This window comes from Vibrio sp. 2033, from assembly GCF_033339735.1.
Genome location: NZ_JAWOVC010000003.1, coordinates 113566 through 137747 on the forward strand (window position 1 = coordinate 113566; position 24182 = coordinate 137747).

Genomic DNA, 24182 nt, shown 5'->3' on the forward strand with positions numbered 1-24182 from the left:
ACATGAAGTTATTCAAAGCGACCATTACTGCATTATTAGGGCTAGCCATCGCTATGCCTACAATCGCGAAAGAAGATGTCGCCACACCCAATGTAGATCAAATCAAAGAACGAGGCACTTTGCGCGTTGGTATGTCAACATTTGTACCTTGGGCAATGCGTAACAAGCAAGGTGAGTTAATCGGTTTTGAAATCGATGTTGCCAAACGCTTAGCACAAGATTCAGGTTTGAAAGTGGAATTCGTACCGACTGCGTGGGATGGCATTATTCCCGCACTACTGGCGAAAAAGTTCGACGTGATCATCGGTGGCATGTCGGTTACGCCTGAGCGTTCCAAAAGCGTCTTGTTTACTGAGCCCTACTCGCACTCAGGCGTTCAAGTAGCAGCAAACAAAGAACTCGCCTCTGGTTTTAGCGAATTTTCGGATTTTGACTCACGACGCGTAAAAATTGCGGCTCGTCGCGGCGCATTCACCGTTCAAGTAGCCAGAGAAACCTTCCCGAAAGCGAAGATCCTGCAATTTGATGACGACGCGCAAGCGTTCCAAGAGGTGCTGAATGGTAACGCCCACGCGGTCATTGCTTCTAGCCCAAAACCAGAACATGAGACAGTGAAACACAGCGACAAACTATTCCTTCCATTCTCTGAGCGACTATCACAAGGTAACGAAGCCTTTGCAGTTCGCTTGGGGGAAGAAGATAAAAAGGCCTTTTTCAATAAATGGATTGAAGCAAGAACCCAAGATGGATGGTTAAAACAACGTTATGAATACTGGTTCTCGACATTAGATTGGCAAGATCAAGTCGCGCAAGGCCAGTAATCTAAATGGCTCGTGGACGCCGCGAGCCTATACTCTCCAATCATCCATTTTACTTTTCCATAACTTATCGGAGTCAAATTTTTGGGCGAACACACTACCACTCGCACAGCACCCGCGAAATCCAGCACAGGCTACCTTTTACCGCAGTTAAACACACTAGACTGGGTACTACTTGTTATGTGCGGTATCGGTGGTGTTTGGCTGTACCATCGGTCCGCTGTTGGTGTGCATTATTTGTGGCAGTGGAAAGAGGCGCTTGAATTACTTTTCACGCCTAGAGCAGATGGTGGTTTGCCCTACTTCTTCCAAGGTTTGATTTCGACGTTAAGGCTCAGTATTTGGGGCATCAGCTTCGCATTAGTGTTTGGCACTTTGTTAGGCTTAGCACGCTTCTCTCGTTCCGTTTGGTTGCGCACACCTGCCAATGCGTTTATCCAGTTAGTGAGAAACATCCCTCCGTTGGTGTTTGTTTTTATTTTCTACTTTTTCATTTCTAACCAATTGATCCCGTTACTCGGTTTGGAAGATCTTCTACGAAACTACAACGGCGAACCAAATGCGCTACAGCGCTTTCTGTTTGGGCCTTCTAACCTTTGGGAAAACCTTGCCTCTGGCGTGTTATGCGTCGGCTTACTCTCTTCTGCCTACATTGCAGAAGTTGTGCGCGGTGGTTTACAAAGTATCGACCAAGGTCAGTGGGAAGCGGCTGACTCATTGGGCTTGTCTCGATGGGTGAAATACCGATTTGTTATCGCGCCACAGGTGCTTAAATCAATAACACCTGCACTTGCCGGTCAAACTATCTCTTTGGTGAAAGACACCTCTATTGTTTCACTGATTTCGATACAAGAAATGACGTTTGTTGGGACAGAGATGGCAAATTCATCAGGGTATATATTTGAAATTTGGCTGATTGTCGGCTTTGCTTACTTCTTAATCTGTTTTGGTCTGTCACTTATTTTTCGCCATATTGAAGCAAAATCGGAAGCCATTTCAAATTAACTCAACCGCATATGTAATTAGGCACATTTGATTCTTCAAATCAGAATTGCACCCTGTTACATTGGCAAGATGCTAAATTTTCGGCGTTTTTCATGGAGTTAAAGAATCAATCCGACTACGAGCGATACATAAAACAAGATAATCTTGGTGAATATTACGTAGTTCTCAATCAATTCACTTTTCACAGTGTTTATCAGCCAATTTTTGATAGACGCCAACGTATTATTGGTATGGAAGCCTTACTGCGTATTCGTGACATTGATGGTTCCCTAATTCGTCCTGACGTGTTTCTGGCCAATAATGGTCTTGATCCCTACTTTCGCTTATGTGTAGAGTTTTTATCTAGAGCAATGCACATTCGAAATTTCGCACGCTATTTCGCAGGGACGCCGATCAAACTGTTTCTTAACGTCATGCCTCAAACGCTACTCACACTAACCAAAGACATGGGCTTTAAAGATAACGGCCTGCTTTACAAACGCCTTTCCGAACTTGGTATGAGCCCATCAGACGTCGTTTTTGAAGTAGTCGAAGAGTCATGCGGAAATACGGATTTATTAATCAAAGCCGTACAGTTAATGAAAGCAAATGGTTTTATCTTTGCTATCGATGATTTTGGCGCCCAACATTCTGATATCGCACGTGTTCAGCAGCTCTGCCCTGACATCATCAAAATCGATCGTTCCTATTTGCTAGACTACTGCGCCGGAGAAACCTTTTCCATACATAGCGCCGTTGATCTAGCGGATCATATGGGAGCAAAAGTCATTATAGAAGGGGTTGAAGAAGACGTGCAGCTACAAGCTATGTATCAACTTAATTTGGATTATTACCAAGGCTTTTACTTAGGAAAGCCTTGCGCCATTCATCACTGGACAGATAGCCTAAACATCGAGACGACTGTGCATTAACACTGCCCACTTACAGCACAGTGAAACCAAAAAAGCGCCGATATAATATGCTCGGCGCTTTTTAGTTTTACTCAGATGTCACTTATTTAGTTAAGCGTTCATTTCCCTAGAAAAAATCAATAGAATTACGACCGCTCTTCGGATCACGAGTGGCTTGCGGTTTGTCTTCTTTTTTGCCTTTCTTAGCAGACTGAGACAACGCTTCTTTCTGCGCTTTACGTTCTTTATGCGCTGCTTTTCGGCCTGTTGACTTAGGTCCAGAGCCTTTAGCTGGCTTGCTTTGGCGAGATTTCTCTTTACGTGCAGATTGCGCTTCTTTCTTCGCTTTCTTTTCTGCTTTTTGCTCTGCCGTTTCAGGTTCGGTTACTGGCGCATCGCAAACCACAACATAATATTCCTGGTTAAACTCAAAAAAGTCACCATCATACATCTTGCGGCGCTTACGTGTTTCTAGTTCACCATTCACCGCGACGTAGCCTTCCTCGATGATATGTTTTGCTTCGCCGCCACCGCTGACCAAGTTTGCGATTTTAAAAAGCTTGTACAGTTCGATTGGATGCGCATCAACATCGATGCCAATCGCTTCGATCTCAATCTCTTCGCCTTCTAAATACTCTTCGTGGTCGTAATCTTGGGTCATGTTACTTACTCTTACTATTTGATGCCCTGAAGTTTAAACGCAATGCTTAAAAATAGAAACCTCTGGCGATGTTCAATCACCGATTCGCCTTGGCATTTGAGCACCTCTTAACCCATTTAACTTGTCGCTCGTTAGCTTGTATACCGATGCGTAGCTCAAACGAAGCTGCAATTACGCAACCTGAAGGTATATACTCTCTAAGTTATTGTTGAAAAGAGCGAATACTTTGTCTCAACCAAGTAGAATTACCTTTGTCACTGCGAACTTGTTTAATTTTGTCGCACCGCCTAACGCCTACTATGATTTCGAGAACATATACTCGTTAGAGCAATGGCGAGACAAACTTTCGTGGACGCAACGTCAAGTTGAAAAACTGGAAGGCGACGTGATTGGTTTACAAGAAGTGTTCAGTATCGAGAAGACCCAGACATTTTTTTCAACCATCGGCTACCCCTACTTTGCGACCGTTGACACCCCACATGTTGAGGATGAGTACATTTACTCAAGCCCTGTTGTGGCAATCGCATCTCGGTTTCCAATAGAAAAAGTACAAGCGGTAGAGTTTGACTTAGCAACGCTTGAGCCTTTTGGAGTAAGTGTTGTTCCAGAGTTCAGTCGCAAACCTATCTATGCCCAAGTAATACATCCTGTACTTGGGCATATCGCCGTTTACGTAACGCACCTGAAATCTCAACGCCCAGCCGACTCAGAACAACCAGAAACGTCTAGCACGATTATTGGGCGCTGGTTATCCACCCAGCAAAGAGGCTGGGAAGCAGCGATGTTAAGAGACGCGATGCAAAAGAGGTATCGAAAAGAACCAATGCCGACAGTGTTAATGGGCGATATGAATCAACCTATCACTCCTATCAGCGTTAACAGCTCATTGGTATCCAACACTGGTGACTGCGTCACTGAATTACAACTCAAAGATGGTTGGTTATTGCAAAGTGACACCCTGAAGGATGAACGCCCAGCCACGCACTATCATTTTTCCACTGGGAATGTACTCGACTATATCTTGCTCTCACAAGAGTTTGACACCTTATCAGATATATCGGTTGCCGAGGTTGTTGACTATCAGGTGTCTAACCAACATCTGATCAACCCGATTTATGACAGAGATAAAAACGCCAGCGACCACGCATTTGTGGCGCTGACGGCTGAAGTAAAGCTTTGAGCAACCTATTTAGTTACTTAGTGACGTTTCACAATTTTACGCGGGATAAGTTCTACGCCAGGCTTGTAACGCTTGGCGGAAGCGTTGAGTGCTAACTCCATTGCGCTGTCCGCGATCAACTCAAACTGTTGAGGCAAAGAGTTGATTTTCACAGGCAAGAAGTCCAGCAGTCGATTATCACCAAATGTCGCTAAACGCACCTTTCCCATCAGTTCTGGTTTTTCTAGCATTACATCCAACACACCTTCTAACAGTGTGTATGACGTTGTAACAATGGCATCTGGCAATGCGTTCTCTATTAACCATCTCTCTAAGACTTTCTTGCCTTCTTCCCGGGAGAAGTGTTGTCCATAACCCACTGTTGCCGTTTTGCCACCTTGTTGAGAAGCAGATAGAAAACCGAGCTCACGCTCTTTTGAGACTTGAAGATCTTGCAATGCACCGATTAAGCCAATGGACTTAATATCCTCTGACAGTACTGACTGAGTGAGTTCAAGTGCGGCATCAAAATCTTCGCTGATGACACAACAAAAGTGCTCATCATCCATTGGACGGTCTAGCGCGATAACTGGCGTACCAGAATTTTGCAACTTAAGGTAATACTCGTTTGCAGTGGGCATACCACTTGCCACAAACAACGCATCAATGCGACGACTGACTAATGCTTCCGCCACCTTTTGCTCTGTATCAGGATCATCATCAGAGCAGCCAATCAAAATTTGGTACCCCGCTTTCCGAGAGTTCTGCTCTATCAGCTTTGCAAGACGCGCATAACTAGTGTTCTCTAAGTCTGGGATGATAAGCCCAAATGAGCGTGAATTACCTGCCCGCAAGGAAGACGCCGCATGATCTGGCTTATAATTGTACTCATCTACAACGGCCATCACCTTTTTCTGAGTCTTCTCGCTGATGCGGTATTTCTGCGCTTTTCCGTTAATCACATAGCTTGCAGTTGTCTTAGAAACACCCGCTAATTTGGCTATTTCATCCAGTGTCATATTCTAAACCTTATTCTGTGCGCGCGATCATATTAATACATCAACGATCTTTCGATAAGTTGAATTATAAGCTGAACCGATTCAGTATAAAAGCTGAAAGGATTCAGCAAAACTTAAAAATTGACGTAAATCACCCGAACACGCAACAAACCAATTTGTGAGCTAGGCTATAGGACAGCGGCAAAGGCTCGTTTGTTAACGTCAGTTTTTAAAACAGTTTTTCTGAGTCTTTTAAAAAAATTTACCAACAAGCTGAATCGATTTAGCTTGAAAGATAAAAGGTTTGAGGAGTGATAAGCGCTCAGAAGAAGCGGCGTTCAACTTCTCACACAGAATACATTTTTAAATTGATACCTTAAGGCTGGAGAAGCACCATGCTTAAGCTAAATAAGAACGACATTACCCTCTCGCAATCAGCGACAGATAAGTTTGAAGCAATAAAGAGTATTGCTCATAGCCTGACTGATAAAGGCCTAGTTGAACGCGGTTACGTTGAAGGCATGCTAAACCGTGAAAACCAAAACTCTACGTTTTTGGGGAACGGTATCGCCATCCCGCACGGTACAACCGACACTCGTGCAATGGTGAAAACAACGGGTGTTGCTGTGCATCACTTCCCACAAGGTGTCGACTGGGGTGATGGCAATACTGTGTTCGTCGCTATCGGTATCGCAGCTAAATCTGATGAGCACCTTGGCATTCTTAAACAGCTCACCAAAGTGCTAGGCGCAGATGGCGTAGAAGAGCGTCTGCGTAATGCAAAAAATGAAGACGAAATCATCGCCCTACTGCACGGTGATGTTCAGCTTGAAGCAGACTTTGACGCTTCTTTAATTCAACTGATGTTCCCTGCGAGCGACATGCTACAGATGAGTGCTGTAGCAGGTGGTCTGTTGAAAAATACGGGATGTGCTGATAACGAATTCGTTGCCGATCTCGTTACCAAACAACCAACTCACTTAGGTAATGGCCTGTGGTTAATTGGCAGTGACAAACATGTCACTCGCACAGGTGTGTCATTTGTCTCGACGGCAAACGACTGCGAATATGAAGGTCAAAAAGTGCGTGCACTTTTCGCGTTCGCAGCATGTAACAATGCTCACCAACCTATCCTAAAAACGCTTTCTAATATTGTGTTTAACAATGAACACGGCAAGCTTTTAGATGCATCAGTAGAACAGATTCTTGCTTTGTTCAAAGGTGAAGAAGTCACAGCCGCATCTTCAGAAGAAGGCAATACCGCTGTATTTAAAATCAAAAACTCTCACGGCCTACATGCTCGTCCGGGGGCAATGTTAGTCGCAGAAGCGAAAAAGTTTGAATCCACTATACGTGTTGCCAACCTAGACGGAGATGGAAAAGCAGTAAACGCGAAGAGCCTAATGAAAGTTATCGCGCTGGGCGTTAAGCACGGTCACCAACTTCAATTTACAGCAGAAGGCCCTGATGCCCCGCAAGCCTTGGAGTCTATCGGAAATGCAATCGCTTCTGGCCTTGGTGAAGGTTAAGGATCCGATATGACAAACAAAACAAATAAGGTTGTCACTATTACGCTCAACCCGGCATTGGATTTAACAGGCTCAGTAAATGAACTAAACGTTGGTTCCGTGAGCTTAGTACAGCAAAGCAATCTCCACGCTGCTGGTAAAGGTGTCAACGTAGCAAAAGTATTGAGCGATTTAGGCGCAGACGTTACGGTTACCGGCTTTCTCGGTAAAGATAACCCTGAGCTATTTCATCAGCTTTTCAATGACATCAACGTTAAGAATGAATTTGTGGAAGTAGAGGGTGCCACTCGTATCAACGTTAAGCTAGTTGAGGCCAATGGCAACGTCAGTGATATCAACTTCCCTGGCGTTCAAGTAACGACCGACGAAATTACTCGCTTTGAGGAGACACTATTTCGTCTAGCGGAGACGCATGATTACTTTGTATTGGCAGGCAGCCTACCGGTCGGTGTTACTGCAGAGCAATGCGCAGCATGGATTGAGAAGCTGCATCAGCAAGGCAAGAAAGTGTTGTTCGATAGCAGCAAAGCAGCACTACGCGCAGGCATCGACGCTCATCCTTGGTTGATCAAACCAAACGACGAAGAGCTAAGTGACTTTGTCGGCGAGCACCTTTCAACGCCAGAACAATGCCAAGCTGCTGCGCAAACACTGAGCGACAAAGGCATAGAAAACATCGTGGTTTCTATGGGACCTGACGGTGTTATGTGGCTCAACCAAGGCGAATGGCTTAGTGCAAAACCGCCTCGAATGAATGTCGTGAGCACCGTTGGCGCAGGCGATACGCTGGTCGCTGGCTTGTGTTGGGGCCACATGCAACTGATGCCTAAAAACGATTTATTGCGCTTCGCTACGGCACTTTCTGCTTTGGCAGTTAGTCAAGTTGGCGTAGGGCTAACCAGTCAGGAAGAACTGGAAAATATCAAGCGACAAACTGAAGTTAGCGCGCTTTACCCTATTACAAACTTAGAACAAAACTAAGGAACAGAAGGTTATCGTATGAATATTGCCATTATTACTGCCTGTCCGAGCGGTGTAGCAAATAGCATCCTTGCGGCAGGATTACTAGAACAAGCCGCCGCAAAATTAAACTGGAATGCCAAAATAGAATGTCAATCAAGTGTGGTTGAACCAACACTATTGACGGAAGCTGACGTTGAACAAGCCGAAGTCATTGTCATTGCGGCAAATACTAGCGTCGACACTTCTCGTTTTGTAGGAAAAAAGGTTTACCAAGCGGAAATTAGCGAAATAGCAAAAGACGCAACTGCGTTTCTCCAGCAAGCGGTTGAAAACGCCACTTTACTTGAAAAAGCAACCACACTTGCAGCCCCTATCACTGCAGATACAACATCAGCAGCGAAGAAAATTGTTGCAATCACCGCTTGCCCTACTGGCGTTGCGCATACCTTTATGGCGGCAGAAGCTTTAGAAGAAGAAGGCAAGCGTCGTGGCCATCAAATCAAGGTGGAAACTCGTGGTTCAGTTGGCGCTAAAAACCAACTGACTGAGCAAGAAATTGCAGACGCCGATCTGGTGATCATTGCTGCGGATATTGAAGTGCCACTTGATCGCTTTAACGGCAAAAAGATGTACCGCACGAAAACAGGTCCAGCTCTGAAAAAAACAGCCGAAGAGATGGACAAAGCATTCGAGCAAGCCACTGTGTATCAGCATTCTGGTTCAGCTAACTCTTCATCTACCACCGAAGAGAAAAAAGGCGCTTACAAACACCTAATGACGGGTGTTTCGCACATGCTTCCTGTTGTCGTTGCAGGTGGTTTGATCATCGCACTATCTTTCGTGTTCGGTATTGAAGCATTTAAAGAAGAAGGCACACTAGCAGCAGCCTTGATGAACATTGGTGGTGGCTCTGCATTCGCACTGATGATTCCTGTACTTGCTGGCTATATTGCGTTTTCAATCGCTGACCGTCCTGGTCTGGCTCCTGGTCTTGTTGGTGGTATGCTAGCAAGTTCTACTGGCGCAGGTTTCCTTGGCGGTATCGCAGCTGGCTTCATTGCCGGTTACGCAGCAAAACTCCTCGCAGATAAGGTGAAACTGCCACAATCGATGGAGGCGCTTAAACCGATTCTGATCATTCCATTTGTGGCAACATTGTTCACCGGACTTGTCATGATCTACATCGTAGGCGGCCCAGTTTCAGGCATCATGAACGGCCTGACTGACTTCCTAAACAACATGGGATCTGACAGTGCAGTACTACTGGGTATTATCCTTGGCGCAATGATGTGTTTCGACCTAGGAGGCCCGGTAAACAAAGCCGCTTACGCATTTGGTGTTGGCCTTCTGGCTTCACAAACTTACGCGCCAATGGCGGCAATCATGGCCGCAGGTATGGTTCCTGCGCTAGGTATGGGTTTAGCGACCTTCATTGCGAAGAACAAATTTGAACAAAATGAACGTGAGGCTGGTAAAGCATCATTTGTCTTGGGCCTGTGTTTCATCTCTGAAGGCGCAATTCCATTTGCTGCGAAAGATCCAATGCGCGTGATTCCATCTTGTATGGCAGGTGGCGCGCTTACTGGTGCCCTATCGATGCTATTCGGTGCGAAATTAATGGCACCACACGGCGGTCTATTCGTGCTGCTAATTCCTAACGCAATTTCACCAGTATTAATGTATTTAGTGGCTATTGCAGCGGGTACAGCGGTAACTGGCTTTACTTACGCATTCTTAAAAAGCAAAGCAGAAGCGAAGCAAGAAGTCGCAGCCTAATTAGAGCGACTCCGGTTAACAATGCCACCCTCGAATTTGGCATTTAGCACCTCCCTTTAATTCCGGTTAAGGGAGGTGTTTTTTATTCCGCAGCCGGAACGGCTACAATGTCTACTTCCCCACTGCTCATATCCACCGTTGCTTGATAAGCGCTATGCGGGTCACCGTAGTGCTTGAAGGTAAAGTGGTAAACGTTAGCTGGCGTCCACAAGGTTTTTGATTCTGCGGGCAGAATGTCATAGCCGTCTTGCTGATAAAGCTCTGTCGCCATTACATTTGCGATTGCCGCCTGCTGGTTAGCGTCTCGATCCACCTTTGGCTCTAGTGACGGGTTACTTGGATAAGACTCACCGTTGTAACTCATGAGTCGATATGAGCCATTACTCCAAACGATAAAGTCCTGCCAACCATTACTGTAACTGTTGGCTAGTACAATAGGCGTGCGAGTTACCGACATTCGATTAATAACGTTTCCCTCATTATCAAACATATATGCAGAGCAGCCACCACTACCACAGAAATAGCGATCTTGAAGCAACACTATGTGTTCTGTCTTTCCGTCGCTGTTTAGGTCGGCGCTACCCGATAGATAACGTAGATTGTCTTGCTCGAGCGACAGCCCTTCAGGGGCTAAAACCTTACTATCAATCCAACTGGAAATGACTTCAGCACTAACACTGTTGATTTTAGGGGCAGGTTGTTTAGTTTCTGTCGGCATGCTATCCGTCGCGGTGCAGCCAACCAAGGTGAAAGAACCAACGAAGAAGAGTCCGTTTAATATGCACTTATTCATGTAATCTCAATCTTTGATGTGTCGTTACATCAGTATACGCATGATTTGCATTGTAATCGTAAGAAAATCATTAAAATCAAGCAAATGAATGATTAGTAAGATCAAAAAAGCCCCGAAGAAAACCTTCAGGGCTAGGCAGGAAGCTGGCAAATAGCCAGGAGTCCCTATGCAGTGGTCGGTTTTACCCTAAACAGAATTGCAAACATCACTGGCACCACTATCAGTGTCAGTACAGTAGCAAAACCAAGACCTGCCATAATCGTTATTGCCATCGAGCCAAAGAAGGCGTCGAAGACCAGTGGTATCATCCCCAAGATAGTTGTTAGGGCAGCCATACTTACCGGACGAACGCGGCTTATCGCACTATCGATAATCGCGAGGTAAGGATCTTTACCTGACTCCAACTCAAGGTTAATTTGGTCAAGCAACACAATACCGTTTTTCAAAATCATGCCACTTAGGCTTAACAAACCAAGGAATGCTGTAAAACTGAACGGCATGTTCGTGGTAAGCAAACCAAAAGCAACGCCAATGATCGCTAACGGAACGGTGAACCAAATGACCAACGGCTTTTTTATTGAGTTAAACAGTAAAATAGTAATGATGAACATCAACAAGTAACCCATCGGCAATGAACCGAATAGGCCTTCTTGTGCATCTTTGGATGATTCGTACTCACCACCCCATGTGATTTCGTATCCTTCTGGAACATGCAATGCCATCACTTTAGGCTGTACACGAGCAAATAAGCTTGCTGCCGTGTCGTCACTCAACACATCATGGTCCGCGAGAACGGTTAACGTACGCTTACGGTCACGACGCTGAATTAGCGGCTCACTCCAATCCAGTTGAACGCCATCAATCACTTGATCAACCGGAATATACGTTTGCAACGAAGGACTCCAAATGGTCACGTTTTGTAGTGATTCAAAATCTACGCGTTCTTCTTCAGGAAGGCGTGTCATAATTGGCAACGTATGTGTACCATCACGCAAGTAACCTAAGGTGCTACCACCAAACGCCATTTGCAGTGTGCTTGAAAGATCTTCTTTCGAAATACCTAAGCGACGAGCTTTAGACTCATTGAAAACGGGTACAAGTTCCTTGGTGCGTTCTCGCCAATCGTGACGAATGTTTCGGGCACCAGGATCGGTATGAAGGATGTCTTCAACTTGCACCGCCAAGTCACGTAAAACTTGTGGATCAGGGCCAGTAATACGCGCTTCGATCTTAGACGCTGGTGATGGACCAAATTCCATCAATTTAAACTGGAACGTAGGCGCATCAAATGTTTTCGCCAGATTCGCATCTAACTTATGCAGCAAACCAAACATTTTCTCACGATCAGTCGCGCGAACTTGGAACTGAGCGTACGCTTCGTAACTTTTTTCTGGTTGATAGGTTAAAGCAAAACGCTGTAGGCCCTGCCCAATCGAAGCAGAAACAAAGTCAATATCATCTTGCTGACGAATGTAGCTTTCGACCTCTTCAGCTTTTTTGATCGTTTCACGGATGTCAGTACCCTCTGGCATCCACATATCCACGTAGAACATCGGCGTATTCGATGGTGGGAAGAACTGCTGTTTTACATTACCAAATGCCACGACAGCACCCACTAATAGCGCCACCATGCCAGCAACGGTAAGCCAGCGGAATCGCAATGCAAATTTCAGCGATGCCCCAAATACGACAAACAACCAGCCTTTATAAGGATCATCTTCGCTAGTACCTTGCTCTTTGTTTTCCTCTTTCAACAAAAGATCGGCAAGGAAAGGCGTCAGTGTAATAGCGGTAATCCAGCTTAAAAATAGTGAGAAACACAGCACCCAGAATAGAGAGCCCATGAACTCACCTGTCGCATCTTGCGACAAGCCGATAGGTGCAAAAGCCGTAATTGCAATAACAGTTGCGCCCAGCAAAGGCCATTGTGTTTGCTTTACAATATCGACAGCCGCTTGAACTTTGGTACGCCCTTTCTTTAGGCCAACTAATATGCCTTCCACGACAACAATCGCGTTATCAACCAGCATACCCAAGGCAATAATTAACGCGCCAAGAGAAATACGATGCAGTTCGATGTTGTTGTAATTCATCAAAATGAAGGTACCAAATACCGTCAATAACAACACAACTCCAATGATGACACCACTGCGTAAACCCATAGTAAACAGCAACACAATGATTACGATCGCCACTGCCTCCGCTAGACTAATTACAAACGCTTTAACAGATTCATCCACCTCATTGGCTTGGTTGTAAAAGTAGTTCATATCGATGCCAGCAGGCTTGATAGACTCAAGGCTCGCGAGCTCCGCATCCAAACGTTCACCAACCTCAACCACGTTCACACCCGATGCAAACGAGATACCGATATTAATCGCTTTTTGACCGTTAAAGAGCACGACGTTGCCTGGCTTCTCTTGAATACCGCGAGAAATCGTTGCTACGTCTTTTAGACGAATTAGATTTCCTGTGTCACGGCCATGAATGATCAGATTTTCTAGTGCTTCTACAGTGTTTAAGGTGCCGCTTGGGCGAATAACAAGGCTTTCGCCATTGACCATCACTTCCCCTGCTGAAACCACATTGTTTTGCTGGTTCAACAAGCTCGAAACCACATTCATGTCTAAGTTCAGTGCAGCAAGGCGATCAAGTGAGATCTCAACGAATAGCATTTCTTGCTGATCGCCCGTGATGTCTACCTTACCAACACCATCAACAAGCTCGATTTCACGGGTCAGGTAATCCGCATAACGTTTCAGCTCTACATAGTCGTAATCGTCACCAGTGAGCATTAACATCACGCCATAAACGTCACCGAAATCATCAATGATCTGTAAAGACTGAACACCTTGAGGCAATGATGGTCGTAAATCATTAATTTTACGGCGCATTTCATCCCAAATTTGCGGCAGTTCATCAGGACCATAGTCCATTTCCATGCTCACCGTTATTTGAGACATACCATTAGAAGACGTAGAGGTAATTTTGTCGATATAAGGGAGTTTTCGAATCTCTTTTTCTAGAGGATACGTCAGCTCTTCTTCAACTTCTTTTGACGTCGCGCCAGGGTATGTTGAGATGATCATGGCATCTTTGATCGTAAATGCCGGGTCTTCTAATCGTCCAAGCTCCAAAAATGACGTTAAACCACCAACAGCAAGGATAATAATGAACAACCAGCTGATGACTTTGTTTTTTATTGAATACTCAGCAATGTTCATTATTGGTTATTCTCCACAACATCCACATGTTTACCTTCGCGTAATTTACGCAGATTTGAATTAATCAGAATATCGCCCTGGCTAACACCTGACGACACAATGGCTCCATTGCCATTCACTTGAGAAATCATGACAGGCACCCGTGTGACAATGTCACCTTCTTTTTTCCACACAAAGAACTCATTCCCTTCACTGCCTGCTTGAAGCGCCGTGACAGGCACACTGTAACCATCGATAGAGGTAATGCCCGCCTTCACCATATCGACCAAAACGCTTACGCTGGTTCCCGGCAATATCTCTGTTTTTGGCTGTGGCATCGTCAAGTACATTTCGTAGGTTTGAGTTTCAGCGTTGGGTTCACTTGTGTGCTCTAAATAGTCCAAAGCAAATCTGCCATCGATGCCGGAGAAGGTTGCTCTAGGCTTGTAGCTCATGCTGTCTGAGTTTGGGTCTACCATCGCTAAAACATTGTCGGAAAGCTCAATACGCACGTAAACCAAATCGTTTTGGTATAGGTTTAACACGGGTTCACCAATTGCCACACGCTCAAAACGTTCTTTGAAAACATCGGATACTTTACCGGCGAACGGGGCGAATAAACGGGTGTAATTCAATTGATTGGTCGCGTTATAGAAAGTAGCCTCAGCTAGCTCTTTATTGGCGGTTAGCTCATCAAGTTCCGCTTTTGAAATCATTTGACGTGCATGCAAGTCTTCACCGCGTTTAAGCTGACGAATTGCAAGTGTGTATTGTGCTTCTGCGTCATTCACGGCTTGCTTCTCTTTGCTATCATCTAGCTTTGCGATCATTTGCCCCTGCTTCACAACGTCACCCGCTTTAACCAATACGTGCTGAACTTCCCCAGCGCGGCGAAATGCCATTGGCGTTTGCTCTGCAGGCACTACTATGCCTTTGAACGCGCGATGTTGACTTTGTACTGGTGCATCCACCGAGATAGTCGACACAAAAAGTGGCTGCTCGACGATAGCTTGGTTTTCATTTTTGCACCCTGTTAAAACTGCAAGTGCAATCGCAGAGATCGTAAGTAGAGAACGTTTCATTAAATGCCTCCCTCACGAACCCAAGCTTTCACCACTTGTCCTTCAACCAGTCTCTCAACACCAGCAATAACAACGTAATCATTGTTATCAAGCCCGGCTTTCACACCACCTGCTGCGTCAAGTGACACAGTGACTTTATTGACCTGCTGCGTGCTTCTGTCCATTACCCAAACTTCACCTTGCGTCCCATTTTTGTTGACCCAAGCAGACTGAGGTAACGTCATCGCGTCCGATACATGTTGTTTAGCAATGTGTACCTGCCCAGTCATACCTGTCAGCAAATTGCGATCTTCTGGTCGAGTGATGGTCACGATCGCCTCATAACTATTGGTATCGATGTTTGGCTGCGTCGAGATTTCTTTAAATTGCCCAGGGATACGTTTTCCTGGCTCGCTATCCATCGTCACCCACATATCGGAGTTTTGCAGTGACTCAAGTGATACAGATTCCGCATAACTTACTGGCAAGGTGAAAGATACATCCAACGTCGTGTTATCAATGAGATTCAAGATCTCCTGCTTCTCTGCTACTACTTGAAACGGGTTGACATAGGTATATGACACAATGCCATCAAACGGTGCGTGAATTTTGGTATAGCTCAAATCGGTTTTAGCTTGTTCGTAGTTCGCCAATGCCGCTTTATATTGAGTTTCTTTCTGATCGTACTCATCAGTACTAATGAGTTTTTTTCCGTAAAGGTTTTTCGCGCGGTCCCATTGTGTTTTCGCTAACGCGTACTGCGCTTGAGCGGCATCTAACGCAAGCTGAAGATCTTTAGGGTCTAACGTTGCGAGCACTTCACCTTTTTGGACTTTTTGACCCATGCGTACACGTAATTCATCAACCTCTCCACCAACCTGAAAAGAAAGCTGCGCGCGATGTGTTGCATCAATACGCGCTAAAAAGGCGTGCGAGTCTTCAAGTTCTAGGTCTTTCACCGCCAGTAATTTTACAGGTTTGATTAAAGGTTCAGACGGCTCAGAAATGGCTTTATTACACCCAGTTAGCATCCCAGAAAGACTTAATGTCACCACTGCGCCAACTAAAGTGCGCTTTAAATATTGTTTTCGCACCCGCTTTCTCCGTAGGTTTTATATATTACACAGCCGTGCAGTATAAGCAGAATTTGAAATTGATCAACATATTTTCCAGGTGGATAGCAAATTAATTAGTCAAAGCGTTCGGTTTCTGGTAAAAGTAAGCGCGTGATTAATATTCGGGAAAATTCGAACTATGAATGAAAGAAAGCAGGGGCGTAGAAGTGCTGAAGCAGCAGAACAAACTAAGTGTCTGATCCTTAAAGTGGCAGCAGATATGTTTTGTGAACTTGGTTACGAGCGTGTCTCGCTGCGCAATATCAGTGAAAAGGCTGGTGTTTCACATAGTTTGATCCGTCACCACTTCGGCAGCAAAGAGAAAATCTGGCAAGCGGTTAGCGATGCAATGGACGAGTTCATGCAGTGCTATATGGCTGAACTCATCAATGAAATGCCGGAGAACACACCTTCGAATAGAAAAATTTATCTGTTTATGGTTCGCATGCTAGCATTTGCTCTCGTCAATCCTCATCCAGTACAGATGATCGCCGATGCCATTCGACAAGGCGATGACGGTGCTCTACTGCAGTATTTCTTAAAGTCAAAAGATGAGTTCGCTGCAATATTTACCGGAATTTTCGAGCAGTACAACAGCGAAAACCCTAATGCACAATTTGATCAGTGGGAATCAAAGTGGCAAATGTTGATCTTCGCACATGGTGCTGTCAGTCTCGCGCCAATGATGCAAGAAACATGGCCGGATATTGCAGATAATCGCGAAAAACTGCTGATCAAGCATTGGGAATTGTTTAATACCATTATGGCCTCTCAATTTGGGATCCCAAAAGAAGAGATGATTCATCCGGAAAAGCTTGAAGATATCGTTATTGATATGTGCTGTACTATTGATGAAGCAGTAAACTAAAAGTAAACAAGCGAAAAGAAGACATAAAAAATGCCGAGCTACAAAGCTCGGCATTTTTGTTTCAATTCGTTTTAACCACGGTAGTAGCGTTGTGGTACGAACGGCATTTTTTCAACTGTCATTGGTAGCATTTTGCCACGCACTTCAGCGAACACTTCAGTACCAATCGCCGCCAAATCCGCACGAACATACCCCATTGAGACTGGCTTACCTGCATTCGGGCCCGCCGTACCACTGGTTACAACGCCAATTTTAACGCCGTCAGCATCAAACAGTTCAACACCTTCACGCACTGGCGCTTTGGTTTGACCTACTAGACCCACACGCTTACGCGCCACATCTTTAGTCTCAATCTGCTTAAGAATAATGTCTGCGCCAGGGAAACCACCTTCACGTTCACCACCAATACGACGAACTTTTTGGATACCCCATAGCAAGCTCGCTTCAACGGGTGTTGTTGTTGTGTCTAGGTCATGACCGTATAGACAAAGGCCACACTCAAGACGAAGTGAATCACGAGCACCAAGGCCAATCCATTCAACTTCATTTTCCGCAGTCAGTTTACGTGCTAGCTCTTCCGCTTTGTCAGCAGGAACCGAGATTTCGTAACCGTCTTCGCCTGTATAACCACTACGAGAAACAATGCACTCGGCGCCTAAAATATCGACTTTACGAATATCCATGAACAGCATTTCAGAAACTTCTGGTGCAAAACGCACCAATACAGCCGCCGCTTTAGGGCCTTGGATTGCAAGTAGAGCTCGGTCTTCGATAATTTCTAGCTCAACACCAGATGGTAAATGCGCTTGTAGGTGTGCGATATCTTGCGCTTTACATGCTGCGTTCACAACCACAAACAGATGATCGCCTAGGTTAGCCACCATCAAGTCGTCCATGATGCCGCCCTCTTCATTAGTGAAAAAAGCGTAACGCTGTTTACCAGACTCAAGATCCACAATATCCACTGGGACTAATGTTTCTAGGAACGCAGCTGCACCGTCACCAATTAGGCGAAGCTGTCCCATGTGAGAAACATCAAACAGACCTGCCGCATCACGAGTATGTAAGTGTTCCTTCTTTACGCCTAGAGGATACTGAACAGGCATATCGTAACCCGCGAACGGGACCATTTTGGCACCAACTTCAACGTGAAGTGCGTGTAGTGGTGTTTTCAGTAGTTCTTGAGTCATTTTCGTCTCCATTTAGATAGACCCGAGAATGCTATCGGCATTCGATGTGTTTCCAATAATAAACATGGCTCATTCTATTTTGCACGAACAAGACGTAGATCGACTTGCAAAAGTGTGACTCTTAACATTTTAATCACAACAAATCGTACAAAAAAAGCGCTTTAATGAGCAAGTTCTCATCAAAAAAGCGCTTTTTCATCATAACGACCACCAACAGCAATCGTTTGCTTTCACTATAGGAAATTTACAAGTATTTATCACTATTTGGCTGTCACCCACAAAATGAGCGCATCTTCCTCGCTAACACTGGTCAACATATGTCCCATATTTGCATCGTAATAAACGCTGTCTCCCTCGCTTAAAACAACAGGTTCGTAAAACTCAGAATAGAACATGACCTCACCAGATAAGATAAGTAAAAATTCTTCGCCGTCATGACGAACCCAGTCTTTATATTCATCAAAACTACGAGCTCGAATTTGGCTCTTAAACGGCATCATTTTCTTATTGGAAAGTTGTGTCGCGAGCAGTTCATGTTCATAGGTTTGTGTTGGGTGTGGTTTACCTTCATTCTTCTTGGTAACATCCCTGCGCCCTGTCGCTACCTTTTTTCTAGGTGGCTCAAAGAGTTGTGGCATGTCAATTTGTAAGCCTAGTGCCAATTTTTGCATCGCTTGAAACGTCGGGGAGATCTGCTCATTTTCTATTTTGCTCAGTGTAGATCGAGCAAGCCCGGTTCGCTGACTCGCTTCTTCTAATGTGATACCGAGTTTCGAGCGGATATCCTTAATACGCTGGCCCAGTTTTAACGGCTCGATATTTTGGTCATGTTGCTCTTTTGCCAACGTCATCGATGGGTATTCATCGTAAATACTTTCTGCCATAAATCCCTCTATAGATATCCATATTTTTTGTCTTACTCGCATTGTGCATGAAGCACATAGTGGATAGAAGTCCACCAAGTGAATTAAAGCGTGCTCTTGTTAACAAATTTTGAAATCTTGTTTCCTATAGGAAATTTTTGGTTGATTGTTCCCGTCACAGGCGCTATGTTACCAACTTGTTAGATGTAGAGATGCATATTTCCGTAAGAGATTGGTAAAGGAAACACGCCATCCAACGGAGTTTTTGCCCAAATTTAGGGCCGGATGTTCACTCTGTTCTGCTACGCAGTTCAGCTGTTTTTGAGGACAAATGAACCACAACCGCAAATCATAACTCATCTATTGCGGGTTCATTTTCAGATTTGGAAGGTCAACTACCATGAATAAGAGTTACCCTAACCACAGCTTGGAAAACTTTTTCTCTACCAACCTCTCTGCGACAGATGATGCTGTCTTTGCTGGAATTCAAGCGGAATCCGCTCGCCAAAACGAACAAATCGAACTTATCGCTTCTGAGAACATTGTTTCTAAAGCGGTAATGCAAGCTCAAGGCACATGCCTAACAAACAAATACGCTGAAGGTTACCCAGGTCGCCGTTACTATGGTGGTTGTGAGCACGTAGATACAGTGGAAGCCATTGCTATCGAACGCGCAAAAAAACTTTTCAATTGTGAATACGCAAACGTTCAACCACACTCAGGCGCACAAGCAAACGGCGCAGTAAAGCTGGCACTGCTTCAACCTGGTGACACCATTCTTGGTATGTCTTTAGACGCAGGTGGTCACCTGACGCACGGCGCACGCCCTGCACTTTCTGGTAAATGGTTTAATGCAGTTCAATACGGTGTTGATCGCGAAACACTAGAAATTAACTACGAAGATGTTCGTGAGCTAGCACTTGAGCACCAACCTAAAATGATCATCGCAGGTGGTAGCGCTATTCCACGTACTATCGACTTTGCAAAATTCCGTGAAATCGCAGACGAAGTAAATGCAATTCTTATGGTCGACATGGCGCACATCGCTGGTCTTATCGCAACAGGCGCACACCCTAGCCCACTGCCACACGCACACGTTGTTACGACTACAACACACAAAACATTGCGTGGCCCTCGCGGCGGTATGATTCTTACTAACCACGAAGACATCATTAAGAAAATCAACTCAGCCGTATTCCCTGGCCTACAAGGTGGCCCACTGATGCACGTTATCGCAGCCAAAGCGGTCGCATTTGGTGAAGCGCTTGGCCCTGAATTTAAAACTTATATTGATTCGGTGATCAATAACGCAAAAGTCCTAGCGGAAGTATTGCAAACTCGCGGTTGCGACATCGTAACTGGTGGCACAGACACGCACCTAATGCTGGTTGACCTTCGTCCGAAAGGGTTGAAAGGCAATAAAGCAGAAGAAGCTCTAGAGCGTGCTGGGATCACATGTAACAAAAATGGCATCCCATTCGATACAGAGAAGCCTATGATTACATCGGGCATCCGTTTAGGAACGCCTGCGTGTACAAGCCGCGGCTTTGGCGCTGAAGAATTCAAACTCATCGGTAATTGGATTGGTGACGTACTGGACGGTTTAGTGAACAACCCTGAAGGTGACGCAGAAGTTGAAAAACGCGTTCGCAAAGAAGTAAAAGAACTTTGCAGTCGCTTTCCTCTATACCAGTAAACGATTTTTTTGAAATCATAATAATTCCTGACAAGTTATTCGGAGATTAAGCAATGGACAAAACACTGAAGTTTGCAGATAGCCACGAGTGGGTACGTGACAACGGTGACGGCACAGTAACAATTGGTATTTCTGAGCATGCACAAGAAATGCTAGGTGACGTGGTATTCGTTGACCTACCAGACGTAGAAGACGAAGTTGAAGCAGGTGAAAGCTTCTCTCTCGTTGAATCTGTAAAAGCAGCGTCAGACATCTACGCACCAATCACTGGTGAAATCGTAGAAATCAATGAAGAACTAGAAGACAGCCCAGAGCTAATTAACGAAGAGCCGTACGAAGGTGGCTGGATCGTAAAAGTGAAGATGTCTGATGTATCTGAACTAGATAACCTGAAAGACGCAGACGAATACCTAAACTCTATCGAAGAAGAGTAATTAGGATGTGACGAAAGCTGTTCCCTAGCCTGTTTAGAGAACAGCTTTTTTTCTAGGTTCGGACGTATAATTTAATTTATCAGTAACGCAAATCCGTTACCCGAACCAAGGAGTAGGTAAAGGACAATGACTGAATTACTTCAAAGCCTCAGCACACAAAACGAGTTCGTTGCTCGCCACAATGGACCAAACAAATCTGACAAACAGAAAATGTTGGAAGCGATCAACGCAGTTAGCCTAGATTCGCTTATCGACGAAACCGTACCAGCACAAATTCGCCTAGAGCAACCAATGAGCTTGGCAGAAGCGAAAAGCGAAGCAGACATGCTGGCAGCAATGCGTAAGTTCGCCGATCAGAACCAAGTTAAACGTACATTCATTGGTCAGGGTTACTACAACACCTTCACGCCGAACGTGATTCTACGCAACGTGATGGAAAACCCGGGCTGGTACACTGCTTACACCCCTTACCAACCAGAGATCTCACAAGGTCGTTTAGAAGCACTTCTAAACTACCAACAAATGGTGATGGATCTTACTGGTATGGAAATCGCGAACGCGTCATTGCTCGATGAAGCAACGGCAGCAGCAGAAGCGATGACACTTTGTAAGCGTGCGGGTAAAAGCAAGAGCAACGTATTCTTCGTTGCTGACGACGTTCACCCACAAACCATCGAAGTGGTAAAAACTCGTGCGAAATTCATCGGCTTTGAAGTCTTGGTTGGTTCTTTAGAATCACTACCAGAGCAAGACGTGTTCGGTGCACTAGTTCAATACCCAAGTACAACAGGTGAAGTTCGTGACCTAACGGACATCATCGCTAAAGCGCAAGCAAACAAAACACTAGTGACTGTAGCAACGGACCTTCTTGCTTCTACCCTACTTAAACCTGCAGGTGAAATGGGCGCAGACGTAGCAATCGGTTCAGCACAACGTTTTGGCGTGCCGATGGGTTACGGCGGTCCACACGCTGCTTTCATGGCAACTCGTGATAAGCACAAGCGTACAATGCCTGGTCGTGTTATCGGTGTTTCTATCGATACCAACGGTAACCAAGCACTGCGTATGGCAATGCAAACGCGTGAACAGCACATCCGTCGTGAAAAAGCGACTTCAAACATCTGTACTGCTCAAGCACTGCTAGCGAACATGGCGTCTTTCTACGCGGTTTACCACGGCGCAGAAGGTCTACGCACGATTGCTCGTCGTACGCACCACATGACAGCCATCCTAGCCGCTGGCCTAACTAAAGGCGGCTTCGAGCTTGCTCACAACAGCTTCTTCGACACCATCACTATCAACACAGGTGCACAAACTGAAGACCTATACGCGAAAGCACTAGCCGCAGACATCAACCTACGTAAGTTGGGTACTCAGCTAGGTGTGAGCTTCGACGAAACCACAACCGTGGCAGATGTAGAAGCCCTATTCGCAGTATTCGGTGTGAAAGAAGAAGTCGCAGCACTATCAACTGAAATCGCAGGCAACGAGTTTGCAGCCATTCCAGAAGCATTGCGCCGCACAACAGAATATCTCACACACCCTGTGTTTAACACGCACCACAGCGAAACACAGATGATGCGTTACCTAAAACAGCTAGAGAACAAAGACTTCTCACTCACGCACGGCATGATCCCACTGGGCAGCTGTACGATGAAGCTGAACGCAGCAGCAGAGATGATTCCAGTAACTTGGCCTGAGTTTGGTTCGATCCACCCGTTCGCACCAGCAGAACAAGCAGCTGGTTACGCAGCACTCGCAAAAGATCTTAAAGAAAAGCTATGTGAAATCACTGGCTATGACGCATTCTCACTGCAACCAAACTCTGGTGCATCGGGTGAGTACGCAGGTCTTATCGCGATTCAACGCTACCACGAAAGCCGTGGCGAAGGTCACCGCAACGTATGTTTGATCCCAAGCTCTGCACACGGTACTAACCCTGCGACAGCATCTATGGTGTCAATGAAAGTGGTTGTGGTTAAGTGTGATGAAGAAGGCAACATCGACATCGACGACCTAGCAGCGAAAATCGAGAAACACAAAGACAACCTATCAAGCATTATGATCACTTACCCTTCTACGCACGGCGTTTACGAAGAGAAAGTGAAAGAAGTGTGTGAAATGGTTCATTCCGCAGGTGGTCAGGTTTACCTAGACGGCGCTAACATGAACGCGCAGGTTGGTCTAACATCACCAGGCTTCATCGGTTCAGACGTTTCTCACCTAAACCTACACAAAACCTTCTGCATCCCGCACGGTGGTGGCGGTCCGGGTATGGGTCCTATCGGTGTGAAATCTCACCTAGCTCCTTTCCTACCAGGGCATATTGAAGACGGTGTAGAAGGCGCAGATTTCGCAGTATCAGCAGCAGATATGGGTAGCGCTTCTATCCTACCTATCTCTTGGGCTTACATCGCAATGATGGGCGAAGCTGGCCTAACAGATGCTACAAAAGTAGCAATTCTGAACGCAAACTACGTGATGGAAACACTTCGCCAACACTACCCTGTTCTTTACCGTGGCAAAAATGGCCGCGTAGCGCACGAATGTATTATCGACATTCGTCCGCTGAAAGAAGAAACAGGTATCAGCGAAGAAGACATCGCGAAACGTCTAATGGACTACGGTTTCCACGCACCAACTATGTCGTTCCCTGTAGCGGGCACGCTAATGGTTGAGCCAACGGAATCGGAAGATCTAGAAGAGCTGGACCGCTTCTGTGATGCGATGATCGCTATCCGCGAAGAAATGGAGAAAGTGAAAAACGGTGAATGGCCACTGGATAACAACCCACTTGTTAACGCGCCACACACACAAGTTGATCTTTCAGCTGAAGATTGGGACCGCCCTTACTCTCGCGAGATTGGCTGCTTCCCGTCTAAAGCGACCAAATCTTGGAAGTACTGGCCAACGGTAAATCGCGTGGATAACGTATACGGCGACCGTAACCTAATCTGTTCATGCCCAAGCATCGATAACTACGAAGATTAATTTTTGTAGAATCTAAATAAACAAAGGCGAACCGTTTGGTTCGCCTTTGTTTTTGGTGTGCCACCCTAACATTTGTTGATACATCGAGAAGGAATGATGGCTAGTTATTGTTTGCACAAAAGTGATTTAGAAATACAGTGACTTCTGGGAACCTCTGAATTAGCACTAA

19 protein-coding genes are annotated in these 24182 nt (G+C 45.5%); 11 read left to right on the top strand and 8 right to left on the bottom strand.

The genetic code is table 11. The annotated features are described in order from the left end of the window. Positions 1-2: 2 nt before the first annotated feature. The 3 genes from R7P74_RS06200 (at position 3) to R7P74_RS06210 (ending at position 2734) form a co-directional block, all read left to right on the top strand. A complete protein-coding gene (locus R7P74_RS06200; protein ID WP_086047417.1) occupies positions 3-821 on the top strand; it encodes a transporter substrate-binding domain-containing protein in 819 nt (272 codons plus the stop codon). An 81-nt stretch (positions 822-902) separates the two neighbouring features. Beyond that, a complete protein-coding gene (locus R7P74_RS06205) occupies positions 903-1823 on the top strand; it encodes an amino acid ABC transporter permease (RefSeq protein WP_047103552.1) in 921 nt (306 codons plus the stop codon). Positions 1824-1915: 92 nt separating this feature from the next. Next, entirely contained in the window at positions 1916-2734 is an 819-nt protein-coding gene (locus tag R7P74_RS06210; protein ID WP_137282661.1) for an EAL domain-containing protein, read from the top strand. Positions 2735-2840: 106 nt separating this feature from the next. Here the strand turns inward: R7P74_RS06210 and R7P74_RS06215 are convergent, their stop codons facing one another. After that, the gene (locus R7P74_RS06215) at positions 2841-3374 is read right to left on the bottom strand and encodes an RNA-binding S4 domain-containing protein (protein ID WP_053303581.1); all 534 of its coding nucleotides are present in this window, start codon (positions 3372-3374) and stop codon (positions 2841-2843) included. Between the two features lie 226 nt (positions 3375-3600). On the opposite strand from R7P74_RS06215, the gene R7P74_RS06220 reads away from it, so the two are divergent. Beyond that, positions 3601-4554 (top strand): endonuclease/exonuclease/phosphatase family protein, encoded by a 954-nt coding sequence (locus R7P74_RS06220; RefSeq protein WP_175413493.1) that lies wholly within the window; start codon positions 3601-3603, stop codon positions 4552-4554. Between the two features lie 17 nt (positions 4555-4571). Here R7P74_RS06220 and cra read toward each other — a convergent pair whose 3' ends face one another. Beyond that, entirely contained in the window at positions 4572-5552 is a 981-nt protein-coding gene (gene cra / locus R7P74_RS06225; RefSeq protein WP_005376402.1) for a catabolite repressor/activator, read from the bottom strand. Positions 5553-5926: 374 nt separating this feature from the next. Here cra and fruB point away from each other — a divergent pair, with 374 nt between their 5' ends. Genes fruB through fruA form a run of 3 tightly spaced genes read left to right on the top strand, consistent with a single transcriptional unit; the run spans position 5927 to position 9799 of the window. Continuing rightward, positions 5927-7060: a fused PTS fructose transporter subunit IIA/HPr protein gene (fruB, locus tag R7P74_RS06230; protein ID WP_047103539.1), complete on the top strand. Its 1134-nt coding sequence runs from the start codon at positions 5927-5929 to the stop codon at positions 7058-7060. 9 nt (positions 7061-7069) lie between these two features. After that, positions 7070-8041 (top strand): 1-phosphofructokinase, encoded by a 972-nt coding sequence (gene pfkB, locus R7P74_RS06235; RefSeq protein WP_225491836.1) that lies wholly within the window; start codon positions 7070-7072, stop codon positions 8039-8041. 18 nt (positions 8042-8059) lie between these two features. After that, positions 8060-9799, top strand: coding sequence for a PTS fructose transporter subunit IIBC (gene fruA / locus R7P74_RS06240; RefSeq protein WP_213872448.1), 1740 nt, complete (start codon positions 8060-8062; stop codon positions 9797-9799). 82 nt (positions 9800-9881) lie between these two features. Here fruA and R7P74_RS06245 read toward each other — a convergent pair whose 3' ends face one another. The 4 genes from R7P74_RS06245 to R7P74_RS06260 form a co-directional block, all read right to left on the bottom strand. Then, positions 9882-10592: a hypothetical protein gene (locus R7P74_RS06245; RefSeq protein WP_318122753.1), complete on the bottom strand. Its 711-nt coding sequence runs from the start codon at positions 10590-10592 to the stop codon at positions 9882-9884. A gap of 164 nt (positions 10593-10756) precedes the next feature. After that, positions 10757-13816 carry an efflux RND transporter permease subunit gene (locus R7P74_RS06250; protein WP_318122754.1) on the bottom strand — a complete coding sequence of 1020 codons (3060 nt, stop codon included), beginning with the start codon at positions 13814-13816 and terminating at the stop codon, positions 10757-10759. Next, positions 13816-14877, bottom strand: coding sequence for an efflux RND transporter periplasmic adaptor subunit (locus tag R7P74_RS06255; protein ID WP_005376420.1), 1062 nt, complete (start codon positions 14875-14877; stop codon positions 13816-13818). The genes R7P74_RS06250 and R7P74_RS06255 overlap by 1 nt, the downstream gene beginning before the upstream one ends. Then, on the bottom strand, positions 14877-15950 hold the full coding sequence (locus R7P74_RS06260; RefSeq protein ID WP_017820965.1) for an efflux RND transporter periplasmic adaptor subunit: 1074 nt from the start codon (positions 15948-15950) through the stop codon (positions 14877-14879). Before R7P74_RS06260 ends, R7P74_RS06255 begins: the two co-directional genes overlap by 1 nt. A 160-nt stretch (positions 15951-16110) precedes the next feature. Here R7P74_RS06260 and vdeR point away from each other — a divergent pair, with 160 nt between their 5' ends. Continuing rightward, positions 16111-16839 carry an efflux transporter transcriptional repressor VdeR gene (gene vdeR, locus R7P74_RS06265; protein ID WP_005376423.1) on the top strand — a complete coding sequence of 243 codons (729 nt, stop codon included), beginning with the start codon at positions 16111-16113 and terminating at the stop codon, positions 16837-16839. 71 nt (positions 16840-16910) lie between these two features. Here vdeR and gcvT read toward each other — a convergent pair whose 3' ends face one another. Continuing rightward, positions 16911-18029, bottom strand: coding sequence for a glycine cleavage system aminomethyltransferase GcvT (gene gcvT, locus R7P74_RS06270; RefSeq protein ID WP_137282664.1), 1119 nt, complete (start codon positions 18027-18029; stop codon positions 16911-16913). Between the two features lie 260 nt (positions 18030-18289). Further along, complete coding sequence (locus tag R7P74_RS06275) at positions 18290-18913, bottom strand: helix-turn-helix domain-containing protein (RefSeq protein ID WP_005376429.1); 624 nt, start codon at positions 18911-18913, stop codon at positions 18290-18292. Positions 18914-19292: 379 nt separating this feature from the next. Here R7P74_RS06275 and R7P74_RS06280 point away from each other — a divergent pair, with 379 nt between their 5' ends. The 3 genes from R7P74_RS06280 to gcvP all read left to right on the top strand — a co-directional run bounded on the left by R7P74_RS06280 (position 19293) and on the right by gcvP (position 24013). Continuing rightward, positions 19293-20588 (top strand): serine hydroxymethyltransferase, encoded by a 1296-nt coding sequence (locus R7P74_RS06280; RefSeq protein ID WP_318122755.1) that lies wholly within the window; start codon positions 19293-19295, stop codon positions 20586-20588. Between the two features lie 53 nt (positions 20589-20641). Beyond that, positions 20642-21022 carry a glycine cleavage system protein GcvH gene (gcvH, locus tag R7P74_RS06285; RefSeq protein ID WP_005376432.1) on the top strand — a complete coding sequence of 127 codons (381 nt, stop codon included), beginning with the start codon at positions 20642-20644 and terminating at the stop codon, positions 21020-21022. A gap of 126 nt (positions 21023-21148) precedes the next feature. After that, positions 21149-24013: an aminomethyl-transferring glycine dehydrogenase gene (gene gcvP, locus R7P74_RS06290; RefSeq protein ID WP_137282665.1), complete on the top strand. Its 2865-nt coding sequence runs from the start codon at positions 21149-21151 to the stop codon at positions 24011-24013. Positions 24014-24182 lie beyond the last annotated feature (169 nt).